Origin of the sequence: Shewanella sp. LZH-2, assembly GCF_016859145.1 — a bacterium.
Taxonomy (GTDB): domain Bacteria; phylum Pseudomonadota; class Gammaproteobacteria; order Enterobacterales; family Shewanellaceae; genus Shewanella; species Shewanella xiamenensis.
The window spans coordinates 3,782,933-3,802,015 of sequence record NZ_CP069350.1 but is presented as its reverse complement, the minus strand read 5'-3'; the positions used below and the strand labels follow the sequence as shown (position 1 = coordinate 3,802,015).

At 47.2% G+C, this 19,083-nt stretch carries 19 protein-coding genes; 6 read left to right on the top strand and 13 right to left on the bottom strand.

Annotation, left to right across the window (positions count from 1 at the left end):
* Positions 1-149: 149 nt before the first annotated feature.
* Both JM642_RS16755 and JM642_RS16750 read left to right on the top strand, forming a co-directional pair.
* The gene (locus JM642_RS16755; protein ID WP_203432192.1) at positions 150-758 is read left to right on the top strand and encodes a DUF2238 domain-containing protein; all 609 of its coding nucleotides are present in this window, start codon (positions 150-152) and stop codon (positions 756-758) included.
* Positions 759-1,122: 364 nt separating this feature from the next.
* Positions 1,123-1,794, top strand: a complete 672-nt coding sequence (locus JM642_RS16750; RefSeq protein WP_037414538.1) for a LuxR C-terminal-related transcriptional regulator — start codon at positions 1,123-1,125, stop codon at positions 1,792-1,794.
* Positions 1,795-1,934: 140 nt separating this feature from the next.
* Here JM642_RS16750 and JM642_RS16745 read toward each other — a convergent pair whose 3' ends face one another.
* Both JM642_RS16745 and JM642_RS16740 read right to left on the bottom strand, forming a co-directional pair.
* Positions 1,935-3,440 (bottom strand): curlin, encoded by a 1,506-nt coding sequence (locus JM642_RS16745; protein WP_037414540.1) that lies wholly within the window; start codon positions 3,438-3,440, stop codon positions 1,935-1,937.
* A gap of 14 nt (positions 3,441-3,454) precedes the next feature.
* Entirely contained in the window at positions 3,455-3,874 is a 420-nt protein-coding gene (locus JM642_RS16740) for a curlin (RefSeq protein ID WP_203432191.1), read from the bottom strand.
* A 399-nt stretch (positions 3,875-4,273) separates the two neighbouring features.
* On the opposite strand from JM642_RS16740, the gene JM642_RS16735 reads away from it, so the two are divergent.
* The gene (locus JM642_RS16735) at positions 4,274-6,781 is read left to right on the top strand and encodes a S8 family serine peptidase (protein ID WP_203432190.1); all 2,508 of its coding nucleotides are present in this window, start codon (positions 4,274-4,276) and stop codon (positions 6,779-6,781) included.
* A gap of 101 nt (positions 6,782-6,882) precedes the next feature.
* Here the strand turns inward: JM642_RS16735 and JM642_RS16730 are convergent, their stop codons facing one another.
* From JM642_RS16730 to sfsA, 8 genes are all read right to left on the bottom strand, one after another.
* Positions 6,883-7,410, bottom strand: a complete 528-nt coding sequence (locus JM642_RS16730; protein WP_037414547.1) for a hypothetical protein — start codon at positions 7,408-7,410, stop codon at positions 6,883-6,885.
* A gap of 299 nt (positions 7,411-7,709) precedes the next feature.
* The gene (gene panC, locus JM642_RS16725) at positions 7,710-8,555 is read right to left on the bottom strand and encodes a pantoate--beta-alanine ligase (protein ID WP_203432189.1); all 846 of its coding nucleotides are present in this window, start codon (positions 8,553-8,555) and stop codon (positions 7,710-7,712) included.
* A gap of 77 nt (positions 8,556-8,632) precedes the next feature.
* Positions 8,633-9,427 (bottom strand): 3-methyl-2-oxobutanoate hydroxymethyltransferase, encoded by a 795-nt coding sequence (panB, locus tag JM642_RS16720; protein ID WP_037429053.1) that lies wholly within the window; start codon positions 9,425-9,427, stop codon positions 8,633-8,635.
* 56 nt (positions 9,428-9,483) lie between these two features.
* Entirely contained in the window at positions 9,484-9,972 is a 489-nt protein-coding gene (gene folK, locus JM642_RS16715) for a 2-amino-4-hydroxy-6-hydroxymethyldihydropteridine diphosphokinase (RefSeq protein WP_037414553.1), read from the bottom strand.
* Complete coding sequence (locus JM642_RS16710) at positions 9,972-11,273, bottom strand: polynucleotide adenylyltransferase PcnB (protein ID WP_037414638.1); 1,302 nt, start codon at positions 11,271-11,273, stop codon at positions 9,972-9,974. The genes folK and JM642_RS16710 overlap by 1 nt, the downstream gene beginning before the upstream one ends.
* Before the next feature lie 283 nt (positions 11,274-11,556).
* Positions 11,557-12,453 (bottom strand): tRNA glutamyl-Q(34) synthetase GluQRS, encoded by an 897-nt coding sequence (gene gluQRS / locus JM642_RS16705; protein ID WP_203433850.1) that lies wholly within the window; start codon positions 12,451-12,453, stop codon positions 11,557-11,559.
* 140 nt (positions 12,454-12,593) lie between these two features.
* Positions 12,594-13,037, bottom strand: coding sequence for an RNA polymerase-binding protein DksA (gene dksA / locus JM642_RS16700; RefSeq protein ID WP_037414555.1), 444 nt, complete (start codon positions 13,035-13,037; stop codon positions 12,594-12,596).
* A 163-nt stretch (positions 13,038-13,200) separates the two neighbouring features.
* Positions 13,201-13,905, bottom strand: coding sequence for a DNA/RNA nuclease SfsA (gene sfsA / locus JM642_RS16695; protein ID WP_203432188.1), 705 nt, complete (start codon positions 13,903-13,905; stop codon positions 13,201-13,203).
* Positions 13,906-14,135: 230 nt separating this feature from the next.
* On the opposite strand from sfsA, the gene pepB reads away from it, so the two are divergent.
* The 3 genes from pepB (at position 14,136) to JM642_RS16680 (ending at position 16,590) form a co-directional block, all read left to right on the top strand.
* Positions 14,136-15,428 (top strand): aminopeptidase PepB, encoded by a 1,293-nt coding sequence (gene pepB / locus JM642_RS16690; RefSeq protein ID WP_203432187.1) that lies wholly within the window; start codon positions 14,136-14,138, stop codon positions 15,426-15,428.
* Between the two features lie 215 nt (positions 15,429-15,643).
* A complete protein-coding gene (locus JM642_RS16685) occupies positions 15,644-16,141 on the top strand; it encodes a GNAT family N-acetyltransferase (RefSeq protein WP_169548406.1) in 498 nt (165 codons plus the stop codon).
* A gap of 269 nt (positions 16,142-16,410) precedes the next feature.
* On the top strand, positions 16,411-16,590 hold the full coding sequence (locus JM642_RS16680; protein WP_188869881.1) for a hypothetical protein: 180 nt from the start codon (positions 16,411-16,413) through the stop codon (positions 16,588-16,590).
* Between the two features lie 200 nt (positions 16,591-16,790).
* On the opposite strand, the gene JM642_RS16675 is transcribed toward JM642_RS16680, so the two are convergent.
* The 3 genes from JM642_RS16675 to JM642_RS16665 form a co-directional block, all read right to left on the bottom strand.
* Complete coding sequence (locus JM642_RS16675; protein ID WP_011071167.1) at positions 16,791-17,678, bottom strand: phosphoribulokinase; 888 nt, start codon at positions 17,676-17,678, stop codon at positions 16,791-16,793.
* Positions 17,679-17,763: 85 nt separating this feature from the next.
* Positions 17,764-18,009 (bottom strand): YheU family protein, encoded by a 246-nt coding sequence (locus JM642_RS16670; protein ID WP_037429042.1) that lies wholly within the window; start codon positions 18,007-18,009, stop codon positions 17,764-17,766.
* 9 nt (positions 18,010-18,018) lie between these two features.
* On the bottom strand, positions 18,019-19,002 hold the full coding sequence (locus JM642_RS16665) for a hydrolase (RefSeq protein ID WP_203432186.1): 984 nt from the start codon (positions 19,000-19,002) through the stop codon (positions 18,019-18,021).
* Between the last annotated feature and the right edge of the window lie 81 nt (positions 19,003-19,083).

Genomic DNA, 19,083 nt, shown 5'->3' with positions numbered 1-19,083 from the left:
GTACCCTCTAATTAATTGAAGTGGTTCTTGTATGTTATGCTGACAACCTTGGCTCATCAAAGTAGCACTTTTTTTGCTCACTGTGGAGGGCTAGATGGCTAAAGTTAATATTCTAAAATTAGAACAATATCGCATAAGAGGAAGAAACATTGAATAATAAAATCGCTTGGTGCGGTATTTACCTCTCAGTATTAGTCTGGTCGGCGATAAAACCTGCTGATACTTTCACTTGGTGGCTTGAAGCTTTACCTGCATTAGTGGCGGTTCCGCTATTATTTTTTACCCGCAAACGCTTTGAGCTAACCCCAATAGTGTATTTTTTAGTACTTGTACATTGCTGTGTGCTGTTTGTCGGTGCGCACTATACCTATGCTGAAGTGCCATTATTTGACACCATTGCCCAATGGATGGGCAGTGAACGTAACAATTACGACAAGGTCGGGCATTTCGCTCAAGGCTTTATTCCTGCCATGTTGGCCCGTGAGATTATGTTACGCAATCAAGCCGTCAAACCCGGCGCTTGGTGCGCTTTTTTGGTCACTTGTTTTGTACTCGCTTTCAGTGCTTTCTATGAGCTTATTGAGTGGTGGGTGGCCGCTGCAACGGGCGAAGGTGCTGAGGCATTCTTAGGCACACAAGGTTACATGTGGGATACTCAATCGGATATGTTTTTAGCCTTAATTGGGGTCATCGTGGCGCTACTCAGTTTATCCCGTGTGCAGGATAAGCAAATCACTAAACTCCTGACTCAAGCCTAATCGTAGTCTGAGAACATCCAATCCCCTTTGAATTAGATTCAAAGGGGATTTTTATTCTCAAAAATGTCATCTTCAGGTGTTAATTTTTTGTTTAAACTTTCGATTGATGTTTTCATAGACTAAGGTATAAAGATGAATGTGATCTCCATCTCATTTAGTATTAATTGCTAGCAATTAAATACTATTTAGGGACTTAGTCGAATTTACTACATATAAATAGAGGTTATTAGTACATTTGGGTGATGGCATTCATACGGTAACTAGTCAAAATGGGCTATGTTAATGAGATGTATGCTGAGATTTAGGCAGATTTCATTAAGCCGGATAAAAAGATAATGAAATACTTTTCAGGGAGAAGAGTAAATTGGGTACTATCAATGAGTTAGTATTTTTACATCAAGTGGCGGCGCCTTGTCATCTAGCGATACTTGCTGAATCTATCGGATTGAAAACACGGATCGTTAAACATGCCTCAGAGTTAGAGTTAGATTTAGACAAAGGGCATCGCAGCTTTTGTTTAATCGCCCAGAAAGGTGCGGCCTTAGACAATAAAGGGATCCCTTTGCTGGCATCTCGTCTTGTCCCCCATATTCCTGTGGCTCTGTATCAAGTTGAGCGCAATTCCTTAGATCAAGAGTCAGCTATGCTGCTTGGCATACGCGGACTACTGTTTACTGACCAGCGTATGGATTTGATGTTGACCGGATTGCGTAAAATGGTTGCCGATGAGCTTTGGTACGATAGAACTTTGCTCAGTAAGATGTTTCGTCGCGTGGTGCAAAAGTTGGATGGACAACATGATATGCCTGCCGACACTGTGGCCATGCTGCAAGCTCTTACCTCTAGAGAAAGAACCATCATTCAATTCGTTTCCAGCGGCGCGAGAAATAAGGAAATTGCCCATCGTCTTTGCATCAGTGAGCACACGGTAAAGGCGCATATTTCATCGATTTTCCGTAAAACCCAGTCACGAAATCGTGTCGAGTTATTAAGGTGGGCTCAGACCTATCAAACCCATTTTGAGTTTTGTAGTTAAGCCTTTGTTTGTGATACCCAAACGATAAGACGAATAGCGATGTACTTTTGCGTGTGATAGGCAAATAAAAACGGGAACATTATCAATGTTCCCGTTTTTATTTAGTCGCCTTCAACTTGAAGGCGACTCATATTTAAAGATTAGTATTGCACAACAGTCGCAACGTTCATATCACCATTTTGGGTTACGCTGATGCTGTTGTTGTTACCCGCTTGTGAGCCTAATACTAAGTTGTCATTACCTGTTTGGGAGATCATTAGGCTGTTGTTGTCACCACTCACGCCAAATGAGTTGGCAGCAAATGAACTACCGCTATCACCACCGACCCAGTTGCCGTTACCCGCTTGAGTGATTTCTGCTGAGTTTTCATCACCTTCGATGATTAAATCGATAAGGTTCAGATCGCCACGGTGTTGCAGTGCAGTTACATCGGCGTTGTTACCTGTTACGCTAATGATGGTCTCGTTTTGATCACCATCTTGCTCAACATCCACTTCGTTGTCGCTACCCACGGCATCCACATAAGCGAAGTTCGCATCACCTTCTTGGCTGATTTCGATGCTGTTGTCTTCACCTGTTGCGAAGGCAACCAGCTCGTTGTTATCACCTTTAGAGGATAAGTCGAAGTCGTTGTCAGTACCGTAAGCGCCAAAGGTTGCGAAGTTAGCATCACCACGTTGTTTTAAGTCTACGTCGTTGCTATCGCCCCATACTTGGAACTCTGCACCGTTGCTATCGCCTTTTTGCTTGATGGCGATATCATTATCATCACCTTGAATATCAGCAACTAAAGAATCACCAACTGTGTTGCTATCACCATCTTGAGCGATGTCGATAGTGTTATCATCACCCGTAGTCATAGAGAGGTAAGCAATGTTATTGCTACCTTCTTGCTTCATGCTGATATCGTTTTCGCTACCGGCTAAGGCGTAAACAAAGCCAGTGTGGTTATCACCTTTTTGGTAGATATCAACACTGTTGTCGTTACCAGCGATGCCTTTGGCTGCACCAAAGTTATTGTTACCAATTTGTTCAACTGATACGTCGTTGTTGTTACCCACGTTGGCAGTCAGATCGAGTGCAATTAGACCCGCTTGGTTGCTGTTACCGTATTGTTTGATATCACCGTCGTTGTTGTCGCCTTGAACACGGAATACGGCAAGGTTTTCATCACCTTCTTGCTCAACAAATGCACTGTTTTCTGTGCCAGTGATTTCAACATAGCTTTCGTTCAGCTCACCTAATTGGCTAACTGAAACAAGGTTGTCGTTGCCCACGACATCGTTGCTGCTTTGGTTGAAGAAGCCGTCTTGAGTCACTTCAACTTCGTTATTATTGCCTTCCACATCAACAGAGGCTACGTGCCAATCTGTTTGTTGGCTAACAGTCACTTTGTTAGCATCGCCAGTTGAGTTGACTTGTGCTTCATGCCACACACCGTCTTGTAATACGGTGGCAACTTGGTCGTTACCCGTTTGGGTTACTGCTGCTGCGTTAATGACACCAGTTTGAGCGACTAAGGTATCTTGACCTTGGCCTGTTTGCTCAACGCTGATTTCGTTGACTGTGCTTGCTGCTAGCGCATTACCACTTAATCCCGCAGTAATGGCTAATGCAATCAATGACATTTTGGCTTGTGATTTCATGTGACTCTCCCTGTTTAATACTGAGTTATTGAGATTGCGGCACCGTCCGCAATCTGTTGAATCGAAAAATTGCCGCTTCCTAGCTGGTTCAATTGCACCAGGTTGTCATTACCAATCTGGGTAATCGAAGCCATATTTTTAGTGCCGACTTGTCGTAGTTGGACTTCATTATTGGTTCCAATCTGTGTCACAAGCGATACGTTATCGTTACCCGCTTGCGTCACATAGGCGCTGTTATCGTTCCCTGATTGAAACACGATCCCTTGGTTTGCCGTGCCTTGCTGCACTAGGTCGATAAGATTATCGCGCCCTGAACGCTCAATTAGCGCCTGCAGTGTGACGGGCAATTCACTGACATCTGCCGCATGGGATGATGTCAGGCAACTACATATCAAGAGCAGCAGTACCCAAAAGCGTGTTAATGGATTTGGCACAAGTGACTCCTTGCATGTATTGGTGTTTTGGTCAGAGCACAGACTCCTTCCAACTCAGGCATCAAGGTACGAGCCATAGTGCTTAGAGACAATTGGCCAAAAGGGTATTTATTTTTGAGGTGTAATTTAAATGCTAACCAGATTAACTTTTGTTAATTCCATGAATATCTTGTTTTTTGTCGATAAAACCCTGCGTTTAGGCGGTATTTACCTCACCGAGTTGGTCTAGTAGTTAAGTTGTATTTAGCGTGCAGCGTCTTTTTTAAATTGAAACATTATGGCAACAATTTGCAGGCAAACATGCTGGAAATTCGTCGTTTTTATCCATTTCACTTTGAATGGTGGCTGCGTAATTGCCGTTCCAGAATTTCAACGTAAAGGACTATAGGAAGCTTAAGTATGTCAATAAAACTCTCACCATTGGCGTTAGCAATTGCAGGGGCGATGACGTTGTCAGCGGTGCCTGCAATGGCAAAAGATGCACCAGTCTATGAAAAAGACGCCATCCTTGTGGTGTACAAAGATAATGTGACTAAAGCCGAACGTGCAGCAGCACAGCGTTTAATTCGCGGCACCTTAACCGATGCAAATGCTGATGGCGTAGACGATAAATTCCAGCATCTACTTAATGGTAAACTTGCCCGTTTAGCCCTGCGTAAAGGCGCTAATATTGAAGATGCGATTAAGGTGATTAGTCGTCATCCAGTGGTAAAATATGCAGAACCCAACTACATTCTTAAGGCGATAAGTACGCCCGATGATCCAAGCTTTGCTAGCCTGTGGGGCATGAACAACACTGGCCAAAATGGCGGTCGTGCCGATGCAGATATCGACGCGCCAGAGGCTTGGGAAATCACCACGGGTAGCTCGGATGTGGTGATTGGGGTTATCGATACTGGGGTTGATTACAATCACCCAGATTTGCAAGCCAACATGTGGGTTAACGCTGGCGAAATTCCAGGTAATGGTATCGATGACGATGGTAACGGCGTGATCGATGATATTCACGGTTACAGTGCGGTAAATGATAACGGTAACCCAATGGATGGTAATGGTCACGGTACTCACGTATCTGGCACTATTGGTGCTAAAGGCAACAATGGTGTGGGTGTCGTTGGGGTGAACTGGGACGTTAAAATTGCCGCCTGTCAGTTCCTTGATGCCGATGGTTATGGTTCTACAGCTGGCGCTATTGCATGTTTAGATTACTTTACGGATCTGAAGGTTAACCATGGCGTGGATATCAAAGCCACCAACAACTCTTGGGGCGGCGGTAGCTTTAGCCAAGCCTTAAAAGATGCGATTGAAGCGGGTGGTGAAGCAGGCATTTTATTCGTTGCAGCAGCGGGTAATGACGCGGTCGATAACGATGCGAGCCCACATTATCCCTCAAGCTACGATTCTGACGTTGTCCTCTCGATTGCAAGTACGGATCGTAATGACCGTATGTCAGACTTCTCACAATGGGGTTTAACTAGCGTCGATATGGGAGCACCAGGCTCCGCGATTCTCTCTACTGTTCCAGGTGGTGGTTACGCGACGTATTCTGGTACCTCTATGGCTACTCCACATGTCACCGGCGCCGCAGCTCTGGTGTGGTCATTAAATCCAGATCTCTCACCAGTAGAAATGAAATCCTTACTTATGGCATCAGGTGATGCTAATGCAGATTTAACGGGTAAAACCGTGGCTGGTACTCGCCTCAATGTGGCTAACGCACTCGAGCAGGCTAACCCATCTCCTAGCTACAAGTTTACCGTATCGCCAGTATCACAATCTGTCGAAGCGGGCAGCACTGCAAGTTATAACTTTAGTGTTGGTAGCGTTGCAGGATGGGAAGGTGATGTAGCTCTTTCTGTCTCGGTTTCTCCAGCGCTAGAAGGTGTGTCCTTATCAGCCTCAACTGTTTCAGCTGGTGGTGCATTTACCTTAGATGTTGCGACAACGGCGCAAACAGCTTGGGGTGATTACAGCATTACAGTAACAGGTACCGATGGCACCATTGAAAAGGCTAAAGTCGTTTCACTGAATGTGTTCCCTCAAGGATTAAATGACTTTACCTATGGCAATGAGAATGCTGTTGCTATCCCTGATAACAATGCTAGTGGTATTGTGAGCACGATTGAAGTTACTGATGATGTGCAGATTTTTGGCGTGACCGCCGATGTCAATATCAGCCACACTTGGATTGGTGACTTACGCGTTGTGTTAACTTCTCCAGCAGGTACTGAAGTGGTTCTACATAACCGTGATGGCGGCAGCGCTGACAACATTGTTAAGAGCTGGGACTTAAGCGCGTTTGATGGTGAAAACGCACGGGGTACTTGGTCATTATCAGTAGATGACAATGCAGCGGCTGACACTGGTACTCTTAATAACTGGGGCTTAGTGATCAGCGGCTTAGGCGAAGCATCTCCAGCGGCACCAGTGGCGGGCTTCGAGTATGCAGTTGAAGGTTTAAGTGTCGCCTTTACTAACACTAGTACCGATGCGAACGATGATATCGTGAGCTACAGCTGGGATTTTGGTGATGGTTCAACTTCAACTGAAATGAACCCTAGCCATGTATTTGCTGCGGCAGGTACTTACACTGTGTCCCTCACTGTGACTGACTCAATGGAACACAGCAATACTGTGACCATGGAAGTTCAAGTTTATGAGCATAGTATCAACGCATCCGTCACTCGCGCATTGGTATCACGCCGTGGTAGCGCTATGGTAGATATTGAATGGGATAGTGCATTAGGCGAAAGTATTGCTCTATACCGTGACGGTCAGTTAGTGGTGACAACTGAGAACGATGGCAACTATCGTGATCGCTTCACTACGTCTGCATCAAGTGTGACTTACCAAGTATGTGAAACCACTGGAACCTTATGTTCTGCACCAGTAGTAGCACAATTCTAATTTAGTCCTTAAAAATGAAGGCGACCGAAAGGTCGCCTTTTTGCTTTCAACCCCTAAACTAGCTGTTTAGTCGGTAGTTACCATTTACGTTTAATGCTCAACTAATGCGTGTCATTTTTTTGGGGTTCTTCGTGTTCTACATCGGCATTTATTTGGGTTTTTCTATCCGATAATTGCTGTATAAGTTGGCTATTGATTGTGGTGAGTTTATCAAAATGATCATTAATCTTGCTCAGTTGCTTTAAATAATCGGGATCACTTTTGTCTTTATTTTGCCAATATCGCTGCCGTTCTAGTTTCTGTAATTCACTGGCCCTTAGGATTTCAAAATAGCTATTCTCTTGTTTTAGGCTATAGATTTCACCGTCGAGTAATTGCAGCAGTTTCTTTGGGGGTAAGGAGTGATTATTTAACAAAGCTTGCAATGGGTCTACTTTGGTTTCACGTTTATCCGAATCAATTTCGTTGCTAATACCCAACTGATATTCAATTTTATGCTGACTGTATTCCTGCGGACAGGCGATTTGGCTAAAGATGACTTTATCGCCTTTGCGACATTTATAGACGGTATTTGCGAGCGCCGTGAGAGGCAAAAGCATACAAATAAGAGTCACTATGAGTCTTGCCATTCGACGACAAATCCTTTGTATACGCAATGAATGAAGTTATCACAATGGGTATTAAGCTAGAGTTAAATGGAGTTGTCTCACTTATCTCCCTTTAAACTTTAGCAGTTATAAATCCATGTAGTATAAACATATGTTACTTAACGTTAACATTGGTGAGTACTATGGCGTAAGTGAAAGAATAAAACCAGTTTTTTGACACTGGAATTTATTTGACGCTTCACTGGAACGCCAGCAATACCAGCGTTCTGAGGTAATAAAAAAGGAGCCTAAGCTCCTTTTCTCAAATCTTAAATAGATGTTTAGCGATCAAAGCGCAGATTATCAATAAGACGCGCTTTACCTAAGTAAGCGGCCGCCAAAATCACCAGGGCTTGGTCCGTAGCTTCCGCATGGGCCAGCGTGGTGGCATGGCGAACTTCTAAATAATCCGGTGTAAAGCCTGCGGCGATAAGGCTCGCTTTGGCTTCTGCGGTGACTTGTTCGATACTCACGCCTTGCTTGATCCCTTGTGCCATGGTATCGATGGCCTTTTTCAGCGCGGGCGCTGCGGCTTTTTCTTCCGCCGTCAGGTAGCCATTGCGTGAACTCATGGCTAAACCCGAGGCTTCACGAATGGTATCAATGCCAATTATTTCAATCGGCAGCGACAAATCCTCAACCATAGTGCGGATCACTAACAGTTGTTGATAATCCTTGTTGCCAAAAAACGCGACATCGGGCTGCACTATGTTGAACAGTTTACAAACGATGGTCGCGACGCCACGGAAGTGGCCGGGACGACTGGCACCGCAGAGCACATCGGAGATCCCTGGGACTTCAACATAGGTTTGCTGCGCTAACCCTTTGGGGTAAATAATCGCCGGTGTTGGGGTAAACAAGAGCTCGGCGCCCGCTGCGGTTAAGGCTTGGCTATCGGCCTCTAAGGTGCGCGGGTAGGCATCGAGATCTTCATTTTGCCCAAACTGCATGGGATTGACGAAGATAGACACGACTACATGATCGCATTTTTTCGCCGCTTCTTTCACTAAGGTGATGTGTCCCTGATGGAGATTGCCCATGGTCGGCACAAAGGCGACAGTCTCGCCCTTGGCACGCCATGCTCGCACTTGAGTACGAATATCATCGATATGGGCGCTAGTGATCATTAACTCTTACCTTGCTAAAACCTAAAATGAGTAGTCTGTGTGCTTAGCACAATTTAGCTTTATGAGTGCTAGCACTCTTAGTTGAACGTGTGATCTGCACTCGGGAAGGTGCCATTGGCCACTTCTTCAATATAAGCGCGAACCGCCGAGCGGATTTCGCCCGTTTGCTTGAGGTAGTTCTTTGAAAAACGTGGAATATAACCACTCGAAATACCAAGCACGTCGTGCATCACCAGAATCTGACCATCGGTGCTGGCGCCCGCGCCAATGCCAATTACAGGGATAGTTAATGCTTGAGTAATGGCGGTAGCAAGCGATGCTGGAATACATTCAACCACTAACAGCTGCGCGCCTGCCGCCTCTAAGGCCTTAGCTTCATCGAGAATGCGCTGGGCATTTTCAGCATCGCGGCCCTGCACTTTAAAACCGCCAAAAACGTGTACCGATTGCGGGGTGAGGCCCAAGTGGGCGCAGACAGGAATACCGCGCTCGGTCAGTTTAGTAACCGTTTCGAGTAACCAGTGACCGCCTTCCAGCTTGACCATATTGGCACCCGCCTGCATTAGTGCGGTGGCGTTTTCCATGGCTTGTTCTGGCGTGGCGTAACTCATAAACGGCATGTCTGCGATCAGCAGTGATCGCTCGATACCGCGACGCACACAACGAGTGTGATAGGCGATTTCGGCTGTCGTGACGGGCAGCGTATCATCGTGGCCTTGCAGAACCATTCCCAAAGAATCGCCGACCAGTAGCACATCGATGCCTTCGCCGTCGAACGCGCTGGCAAAGCTGGCATCATAGGCTGTCAGAGCGGTGAATTTTCTACCTTCCTGTTTGTATTTCAACAGGGTTGAGCTAGTAACTTTAGACATATGGGTGATCTTCAAACCAAATGGAAGTGGTGTTATAAGCTAACTGGGGGCTGACTTCAATGATCATTGCCCAGTAGTTGTAACTCGGCCAAGAATTTTTCACTGATAAGGCTGTGTAGCGGCGTTTTACAGGGCAACACGAGATCGGGCGCAATGGCAGCTAAAGGAACTAGCACAAAGCTACGTTCTTTCATGCCGTAGTGCGGCACTTTGAGTCTGGGCTCATCGATAATGGCGTCGCCATACAAGAGTAAGTCTAGATCTAATGTTCTGGGCCCCCAACGCTCTTGGCGTACACGGCCTTGCGTATTTTCAATGTGTTGCAGTGCATCTAATAAGGCCAGCGGGGGCAGCTGAGTTTCAAAGCCTGCGACAGCATTAATATAGTCAGGTTGCACAACCTCACCCATTGGCGTTGAACGGTAATAGGGAGATACCCTAAGACTTTGATTTTCAGCCAAGGTGGACAAGGCCGCTACGGCATTGTCCAGCTGTGCTTGGGGATCTTCAAGATTCGCTCCAAGGGCGACAAACACTTGAGTCATTATTCTTCGGCTTTGGCTGCACTTGGGCGGCGACGGCGACGCTGAGGTGAATTGCGATTACGGCTGCTCGAGGCTTTATTACCGCTGCGGGCAATCGCCAAACGCTCGGTTTCATCCGCTTCAACAAACTGTTGCCACCAGGCTGCACTCTTGGCCAGATTGCCCCCTTCGACTTCGCCACGCAGTAACAGTAAGTCGTATGCCGCTCTAAACTTCGGATGCTCTAACAGTTTAAAGGCGCGCGTGCCTTGGCTGCGCTCAAAGCGAAGTTGTAGTTGCCAGATATCCTTGGCTGGTGTGCTAAAACGGCGAGGAATACTAATGGTTTGGCATTGCTGCTCCATCACATCGCCCATGGCGGCGAAAAAGGCATCATATAAAGTAAGGCCACTTTCAACAGCAATATCTTCGGCGCGTTGGCGCAGTGGATACCAGAGAATCGCCGCATAGAAAAACGATGGCGTGACGGGCTTATCTTCATTAACACGATCATCCGTACTCTTCATGATGGCTTGCACCATCTTCATTGCCGGACCTTTAGGCGCTTCTTTTAATAGGGCGTCAACCTGAGGAAATAAGGGCGCAAACAGTTTATATTCCTGCATCATCTCAAAGTTTGCCATGGCTTTGCCGGCGAAGAAGAGTTTGAGCACTTCTTCATACATGCGGGCGGCAGGAATATCTTTGAGCAGTGGTGCTAACTGTTTGATTGGTTTAGCAGTTACTTCATCAATTGTCATGCTGAGCTTAGTGGCAAAACGCACGGCTCTGAGCATTCGCACTGGATCTTCGCGGTAACGGGTTTCGGGATCGCCAATCAGCCTTAAGGTGCCGGCTTTAAGATCTTCCATGCCACCGCCATAGCTGCGGATAGAGTAGTCGCTAATATCGTAGTAAAGGGCGTTGACGGTAAAATCGCGGCGCTCGGCGTCTTCATCGATTTCTCCATATACGTTATCCCTAAGTAAACGTCCTTCGGCATTAGCTTTAGATATTTTTTCGTTGCTTTCACCGTGGTGGCCACGGAAAGTTGCCACCTCAATGACATCGCGGCCAAATACAATATGGGCGAGGCGGAATCGACGACCAACAACACGGCAATTGCGGAACAGTTTTTTGATTTCTTCCGGCGTTGCATTGGTAACTACGTCAAAATCTTTCGGTTCAAGCCCAAGGAGCAAATCCCGTACACCCCCACCGACTAAATAGGCTTGGAAACCAGCTTTATTCAGTCGATATAGTACCTTAAGCGCATTTTCACTGATTTGCTTTCGGGAAATGGTGTGCGCATCCCGAGGCACGATCGCCAAGCTTAAGCCGCCAGATGTGAGTTCGGGCGTTTGGGGTTCAATCTGAGCTGGAGTTGGAGCGGTCGTTTTAGGCGCGTCTTCAAATAGCTGCTTGCAGAATTGGCTAATACGGCGAAAAATGGGACACCTCGGAATGTATCTGTTATGTGATTAAAAATCTGGCGGCTATGATATACCAATTGCGTCCCGATGGGTATATCGCGATTTTTGAGCTATGCCACGACTTAGCGCTGATAACATGATGCTTTTAGGTCGAGAACTTGCCCGTCAGGCTTTAAGGGGCGATCAGGATTTCCCGCTGTTTAGGGATTGCCGTCAGTTCAAACTGGGCCACTGCCTGGGCCAGCATTTGCGGCGCAGTTGTGAGCTCTACTGGTGCTTGACCCAAAAAGGCGAGGGCTGCATTGAGACTCGCTTGCGGATGCTGTTTATCGATAGCCTGCGCGTGATTTTGTTTTGACAGCTTAAAACCCGGACTTAAACTGGCGAGCGGTAAGTGCAACCACTGCGGCGCGGTTAGACCAAAGGTTTGATATAGGCTTAATTGGCGACAACTGGCTTCGATTAAATCGTAGCCCCGCACCACCTCGGTAATGCCTTGGTAGGCGTCATCCAGCACTACGGCGAGTTGATAGGCATAAAGTCCATCACTACGTTTGATAATAAAATCTTCAGCAGCAAAGGCTCGATCTACAATCACTTTTCCCATCAGGTTATCGGTAAACTCGGCCACTTGAGCGCGATTAACTAGCCGAATCGCACCACTGTGATGTGGCGTGGCTAACCGATGGCAGCGGCCATCATAAATTCCACCCATGGCTTGAATTTGTTTGCGGCTGCATTGGCAGAAGTAGGCGTTATCCTCAGCGAGTAACTCATCGAGTTTGGCCTGATAGGCCTCGGTGCGCGCACTCTGGTACAGCACCGCATCGTCCCATTCGAAACCATAAGCCTCTAAGGTGCGTAAAATATCATCGGCGGCGCCAGCAACTTCCCTAGGTGGATCAATATCCTCAACGCGTATTAACCACTTTCCTCCCTCTGAGCGCGCCCGCAGATAACTACCAAGGGCGGCGACTAGCGAGCCAAAATGCAATGCTCCTGAGGGCGAAGGCGCAAAACGGCCAACATAAGGATGTAAAGCGGAAGTGTTGCAAGAGTGAGTCGCCATCATAGGAATTTGCAGGAATAACCAGTCAAAGTGGCTGTATTTTAGGGGGATACTAACAAAAAAAGCGAAGTGAAACGAGAGGATGTTTATGCAAGATGCACAAACAAGTAGGCGGGGAACTCCCCGCCTAGGATGGCCGATTAACCCGCCATTTGCTTCTCTTTGATCTCTGCAAGCGTTTTACAGTCGATACACTGATCGGCTGTTGGACGCGCTTCGAGACGGCGAATGCCGATTTCGATACCGCAAGAATCGCAGAAGCCAAAATCGTCTTCTTCGATTTTCTGGAGAGTTTTTTCGATCTTCTTGATCAGTTTACGTTCTCTGTCACGCGCACGTAATTCGAGACTGAACTCTTCTTCCTGCGCTGCACGGTCCACAGGATCGGGAAAGTTTGCTGCTTCATCCTGCATATGACTCAGAGTACGGTCGACCTCCTCACGCAACTGATTGCGCCAAGCTTCAAGAATGATCTTGAAGTGACCCAGTTGCTTAGCGTTCATATACTCCTCACCGGGTTTTTCCTGGTAGGGACTTACACCTGCGATAGCGAGTACGCCAAGTTTTTTGGTGCCTTCAGGCATAACGCATCTCCTGTCATCATTTGCGTTTGTAGGGCGTCCTTAAGAACGGCCGCTATCTATATCAGAATCTTTACAACGAGGCAAATTTTTCGTTTCACCTTGACAGAATTTTTTGACTGCCTTCGCTAATTGAAATGAAAAAGTATTTTACTCAATCTTAACATCATACTCGGACTGGGCATGATTGGGCCAGATGTATCTCATCGGGGGATATTTCGCAGCGATACGCTAGTACTTCTACACCTGATAAAATAGCTTTTTTCAATAGGTTAGAATACTCAGGGTCAATGTGTGCCGCTGGTGCCACACTCATAATGTCAGTATGTTGCACCACAAATAGCAAGACGGCTCTATGCCCAAGGCTGGCCATGTGCATTAATTCCCGTAGATGTTTTTGGCCGCGAAGACTCACAGCATCGGGGAAATAACCTTGGCCATCCTCGAGCAAAGTACAACTTTTGACTTCTATATAACAGGCGGGTTTTTGAGCAGCCTCAAGCAAGATATCGATACGGCTATTTTCATCGCCGTACTTCACTTCGCGGCTTAAGCTGTCATAGCCTGCGAGTTCGGTGATGACACCTTTATTAAGCGCCTCCTCGACTAGGGCGTTGGCATTGCCCGAATGAATGCCAATAAGGCCACCTGCTGGTGTAGTCATTAACTCCCATGTGTTGGCATATTTGCGCTTAGGGTTGCTGGAGGTGGAAAACCACACAGTTTCACCGGGGAACAGGCAGTTGCGCATTGAGCCAGTATTGGGGCAATGCAGGGTGATTTCACTGCCGTCTTCGAGTTGAATATCGGCGAGAAAGCGTTTGTAGCGCTTAAGTAGCTTTCCCGATTTCAGTGCTGGAGTAAAGTGCATGTGATCCCTGTCGCTAGTTGATTCTGGCGCCAAAGACTAACAAATTTCGCAAATGTTTACAGATTTTACCTCGGTAACTTAGGCCGATGGCTTTCAGTCCTGGGCCACTGGCAGTAAACTGCCGCCAACCCCGTTGTATTGTGTGTACCCCAAAAGCCTGAGGATGCAGGACGTCTCACCTCAACTTGCATGGGTATAAGCGCAAGAACAAATTAAAATAAGGACCCCTCATGAGTGAACTTAAAGTGACTGAAGTGATGAGAGTAGAGTTAACCAAAGAGACCCCCGCCGCCCATTGGGGCAAAGCCGATGTGACCTTCAATGCCGAAGGCGCATTAATCCACTTAGGTGGCGGTGATGAGCTGCGCCAAATTCAAATGGCGGCGCGTAAGTTACGCAATCAAGGGATTAGCACTGTTGCCTTAGTGGGATCTCTTTGGGATCTGAATAGCCAATGGGTCTTCGCTCAAGGCTTTGCCACCGCTAAACCGGGTTACAAAATCCAATGGTGCGGCGATGCCGAAGTACAAGCCGAGTTACAACGTCGCTTAGACGTGGCGACATTTGCCCGTCAACTGATCAATGAGACTCCTGAAAATCTGTCTCCTGTGAAACTGGCGCAGCAAGCGGCCAAATGGTTAGCCGAACTCGGTGGTGCCAAGGTCAGTTACCGTATTATTGAAGGTGAAGCATTATTAGCAGAGCAATGGATTGGTATTCATGCTGTAGGTCGCGGCAGTGAGCGCCCACCTGCAATGTTAGAGCTAGACTTTAACCCGCTGTCAGCCGATGCCCCAGTATCTGTTGCCTTGGTCGGTAAAGGGATTACCTTCGACTCCGGCGGTTACAGCATTAAAGCTTCTGAAGGCATGCTGGGCATGAAGTGCGATATGGGCGGCGCCGCCACTGTTACTGCCGCTTTAGGTTTGGCGATTAAATCGGGCCTGAACAAACGCGTTAAGTTATTCCTCTGCTGCGCTGAAAACCTGATCAGCGGCCGTGCCTACAAACTGGGCGATATCCTCACCTACAAAAATGGCGTCACAGTTGAAGTGGTTAACACCGATGCCGAAGGGCGCTTAGTATTGGCCGATGGTCTACAAGCGGCTTCTGCGACGGGTGCTCCTTTTATTATCGATGCGGCAACCTTAACTGGCGCAGCTGTGATGGCGGTGGGCTCTAACTACAACGCGATTTTCTCGCCACAGACAGAAGTGTTACAACTGGCGCAGCAAAAGGCTTCGACAGTAGCCGAGCGTGTATGGCCATTGCCACTGGATCCTTGGCATAAAGACATGTGTCCATCGGCCTATGCTGACACGGCAAACAGCCGCCCAGTGAAAGGTGGTGGTGCGGGCGGTGCCTCGAATGCCGCAGGTTTCTTATGGCGTTTCGTTTCGCCAGAAGCCAAGTGGCTACACGTGGATTTAGCGGCCGCCTTCGAAGATTCTGCTTCTGCACTATGGGGCGCTGGCGCGACCACCCATGGTGTGCTGACCATCAGCGAGCTGATTAAAGGCTAAGTTTGCTTTCGCGACTGAGTTTGCTTTTGCGGCTAAGCTTGCAAGTAAAGCTTTTTATTGTATTAAAACCGCCTTCGGGCGGTTTTTTATTGCATAAAATTAAAGCGTGGGCAGTATGAGTCTTTATATGTTTATTTTATGATTCAGCGTATTAGCAGTGGCTATTACTATGGCCATGGCTAGGGCTAGGGCTAGGGCAATTTATCGGGATGACTATGCTAAGGATACGTAAAGCGACGCAATTAGATGCTAAGGCTTGCTGGGATATTCGCAATGCGGCGATTAATAAAGGCTGCGCCGGATTTTATGCTCAAGATGACTTGCAGATTTGGATGCAGGGCGAATTGACCGAATCTTTTCGTCGTATGGTGGGCGCGCATTTTTATGTGGCTGAAATCCTTGATGATGAAACTCAAGAAGGCACTTTGGTTGGTACCATCATGCTGGATGAACCCTATGCTCAGGTCGAGGCGCTGTTCGTTGCTCCCGAGGCGATGGGCTTAGGTGTCGGCAAGTCGTTACTGCAATTTATTGAAACAAAAGCCTTTAACTTAGGCATCGCCCAATTACGATTAGAATCTACTTTAAATGCGGTCGAATTTTATCGCCACTGCGGTTTCGGTGGTGAAGGTTTTGAGGAAGAGTCTATCTATTGCTCACCCCGCGGTATCGCCTTGGAATGTATGGTGATGTATAAAAATCTGGTTTGCTAGGGCGCAGCAAAAAAACGCTGCTGCTAGAATCTCTAGGGCGTTGCTCCGCAACTGCGAGAGCGCTTCGCTGCTAGAATCTCTAGGGCGTTGCTTCGCAACTGCGAGAGCGCTTCGCTGCTAGAATCTCTAGGGCGTTGCTTCGCAACTGCGAGAGCGCTTCGCTGCTAGAAGCTAGAAGCTAGAAGCTAGAAGCTAGAAGCTAGAAGCTAGAACCTATTTGGTTCAGCGGTGCAGACATACCCAAGGGAATCAACAGTTCAAGCATTGAAGTGGAATTAACTGCTACAACTAAAAGCTTTGAAGGGGTTGCTGACATACCCAAGGGAATCAACAGATCAAGCATGGATGTGGAATTAATTGCTACAACTAAAAGCTTTGAAGGGGTTGCTGACATACTCAAGGGAATCAACAGATCAAGCATGGATGTGGAATTAACAGCTAAGACTTAACGCTGAATGGGGTTGCTGGCATACCCAAGGGAATCAACAGATCAAGATGGGGGAATTAACTCCCAAGAGTATGCCAACTATCGTTCTTTCGCCTGAAATCCCGATGCCAATAAGATTAACTTCAATGGCTTAAATCAAACTTAATCTATTGCTCAAAAAGGCTTTATTTCATTAGCCTTTAGTCAAACGTTAACGCTATCTCAGTTCGCCTGCGGACTATTAAGCTGTTGGCGTTTTTCCATCAAATCCTTAATCAGCGGTGTAAGGATCAGCTCCATTGCGAGGGACATTTTGCCACCCGGCACCACCAAGGTGTTAACCCGTGACATAAAGGAGCCTTGGATCATGCTCAAATAATAGGGAAAGTCGACGTTGTTGATGCCGCGAAAACGGATCACCACAAAGCTTTCATCTAGGCTTGGAATATCTTTGGCGCTAAAGGGGTTAGAGGTATCTACCGTCGGCACCCGTTGGAAGTTGATATGGGTGCGCGAAAATTGCGGCGTCATATGCTTAATATAATCGTCCATACTGCGGACAATCGAGCCCATGACTTTTTCGCGGCTATGGCCACGCTCCGATGTATCGCGAATGATCTTTTGGATCCACTCTAAGTTGACGATAGGCACCATGCCGATCAGCAAATCCACATGCTGGGCCACATTGGCATCACCCGTGACCACACCGCCATGTAAGCCTTCGTAATACAACATATCGGTGTTTTCAGGCAGTGGCCGCCATTGGGTGAAGGTGCCGGGCATTTGGTTAAATGGCACGGCTTCGTCAAAGGTGTGTAAGTAGCTGCGGGTTTCACCTTGGCCAGTGGCGCCATAATCGCGAAAGCATTGTTCTAGGCGGGCAAAGTTATTGGCCTCGGGGCCAAAATAGCTCAGGTTACGATTCTCGGCTTGGGATTTACGGATCATCACTTCCATCTCTGCGCGGGTATAGTGATGAAAACTATCCCCTTCTACAAAGGCGGCATTGATTCCAAGTTGGCGAAAAATATGACTAAAGGCGGTGGTGGTTGTGGTGGTTCCTGCCCCAGATGAGCCTGTAACTGCAATAATTGGATGTTTTGCTGACATTTTTTCTACCTAGGCACCATAAAGAGCCGCTCAGTGGGAGCGATAAACCGTATAAGCTATTTATACGGCACAGGGATACTAGTGGTCAATCTTGCCGTTTGGCCACTTGGTCAGCGTGACGAATGGCAAAGGACTCATCCTCTTCACTGTATTCTAAGACAAGTTTACCTTGTTTAAGTGCTTGTTGGCATTGCACAATTGCGCCTGATAGTTCTTGCTCATCTAGGCTAGTAAAACTTCCATCTTCCACTTGCCCTAACAAATATTCGCGGATCAAATTGACTAAGGTCTCTTTGGGAAGTTGGAGTAAGGCATCATAGGGGATAAGCATTCGGGTTCCTTAAGGTGCCGATGACGCATCATTGGCGAGTAAAAAGTCTAAAATGCGCCGCTCTAAATAATAGCGTGGCTTCCATGGCGTGCCGCCTTCGATAAAACCAACATGGCCGCCATGGGCATGTAACTCATATTCCACATGTTCGGAAAGCTGGCTGGGATGCGGGATGACCTCATCCGTCATAAAGGGATCGTCCTTGGCATGCATAATTAGCGTAGGCTTAGTGATTCGGCTAACAAAGGGTAAGCCGCTGGCGCGGGTATAGTAATCTTCTACACCTAAAAATCCATGGAGCGGGGCGGTGACTTTATCGTCAAAGTCATAAAAAGTATTGAGATTAGCAACTTGGATTGGGGTCAAGGTCATAGTGCCAGCAAGCTCTGGATCATTAAGCTTTTGATTGACCTTATATTGTAACTGCTTGATTAAATGGCTTTGATACACCTTTGAGAAGCCGTGTTCTAAACGCTTAGCGCACGCTGATAATTGCAATGGGGCTGACACCACTACGGCACGCGTTAACAGACTTTGGTCTTGATATTCGCCTTGGTATTTTGTCAATACATTGCCACCTAAGCTGTAACCTACGGCCAATAAAGGTGATTGCGGATAGGTTTGTTGCAGCTGGCTTAGGCTAAACTGCAAATCGTCGGTGTCGCCACTGTGGTAACTGCGGGCGAGACGATTGGCTTCACCTGAGCAGCTTCTATGATGGTGAACCACGGCCGCTAACTCTTGTTCTTTACAGGCTTGCAGAATGCGTCTGGCATAATGGGACTGGGCACTGCCCTCTAATCCATGAATGATAACCACAATGGGTTTACCGATTTCTGGCCTAGCTTGCCAATCTAAATCGATAAAATCGCCATCGGGAAGCTCGAGTCGCTGTCGCTTAAGCACAGGTTTGGCCACTTTAGTGAATACGGGCAAAATGGTTTGTACATGGGGACTTTTGGCCCACCAAGGCGGTGTAAAAGCGTTTGGCATGGGATCTTATCTTGGCATCAACTATTGCTGAAAATTAAAACGTGTGTTTAATTTAGGTTCGCGGTCATTGTAGCACAGTAA

Bases quoted from the DNA above. Each gene is read 5' to 3' on its own strand.
- JM642_RS16745 (WP_037414540.1), bottom strand. From the start codon at position 3,440: ATGAAATCACAAGCCAAAATGTCATTGATTGCATTAGCCATTACTGCG.
- JM642_RS16735 (WP_203432190.1), top strand. From the start codon at position 4,274: ATGTCAATAAAACTCTCACCATTGGCGTTAGCAATTGCAGGGGCGATG.
- JM642_RS16730 (WP_037414547.1), bottom strand. From the start codon at position 7,410: ATGGCAAGACTCATAGTGACTCTTATTTGTATGCTTTTGCCTCTCACG.
- panC (WP_203432189.1), bottom strand. From the start codon at position 8,555: ATGATCACTAGCGCCCATATCGATGATATTCGTACTCAAGTGCGAGCA.
- panB (WP_037429053.1), bottom strand. From the start codon at position 9,427: ATGTCTAAAGTTACTAGCTCAACCCTGTTGAAATACAAACAGGAAGGT.
- folK (WP_037414553.1), bottom strand. From the start codon at position 9,972: ATGACTCAAGTGTTTGTCGCCCTTGGAGCGAATCTTGAAGATCCCCAA.
- gluQRS (WP_203433850.1), bottom strand. From the start codon at position 12,453: ATGGCGACTCACTCTTGCAACACTTCCGCTTTACATCCTTATGTTGGC.
- dksA (WP_037414555.1), bottom strand. From the start codon at position 13,037: ATGCCTGAAGGCACCAAAAAACTTGGCGTACTCGCTATCGCAGGTGTA.
- sfsA (WP_203432188.1), bottom strand. From the start codon at position 13,905: ATGCACTTTACTCCAGCACTGAAATCGGGAAAGCTACTTAAGCGCTAC.
- pepB (WP_203432187.1), top strand. From the start codon at position 14,136: ATGAGTGAACTTAAAGTGACTGAAGTGATGAGAGTAGAGTTAACCAAA.
- JM642_RS16685 (WP_169548406.1), top strand. From the start codon at position 15,644: ATGCTAAGGATACGTAAAGCGACGCAATTAGATGCTAAGGCTTGCTGG.
- JM642_RS16675 (WP_011071167.1), bottom strand. From the start codon at position 17,678: ATGTCAGCAAAACATCCAATTATTGCAGTTACAGGCTCATCTGGGGCA.
- JM642_RS16670 (WP_037429042.1), bottom strand. From the start codon at position 18,009: ATGCTTATCCCCTATGATGCCTTACTCCAACTTCCCAAAGAGACCTTA.
- JM642_RS16665 (WP_203432186.1), bottom strand. From the start codon at position 19,002: ATGCCAAACGCTTTTACACCGCCTTGGTGGGCCAAAAGTCCCCATGTA.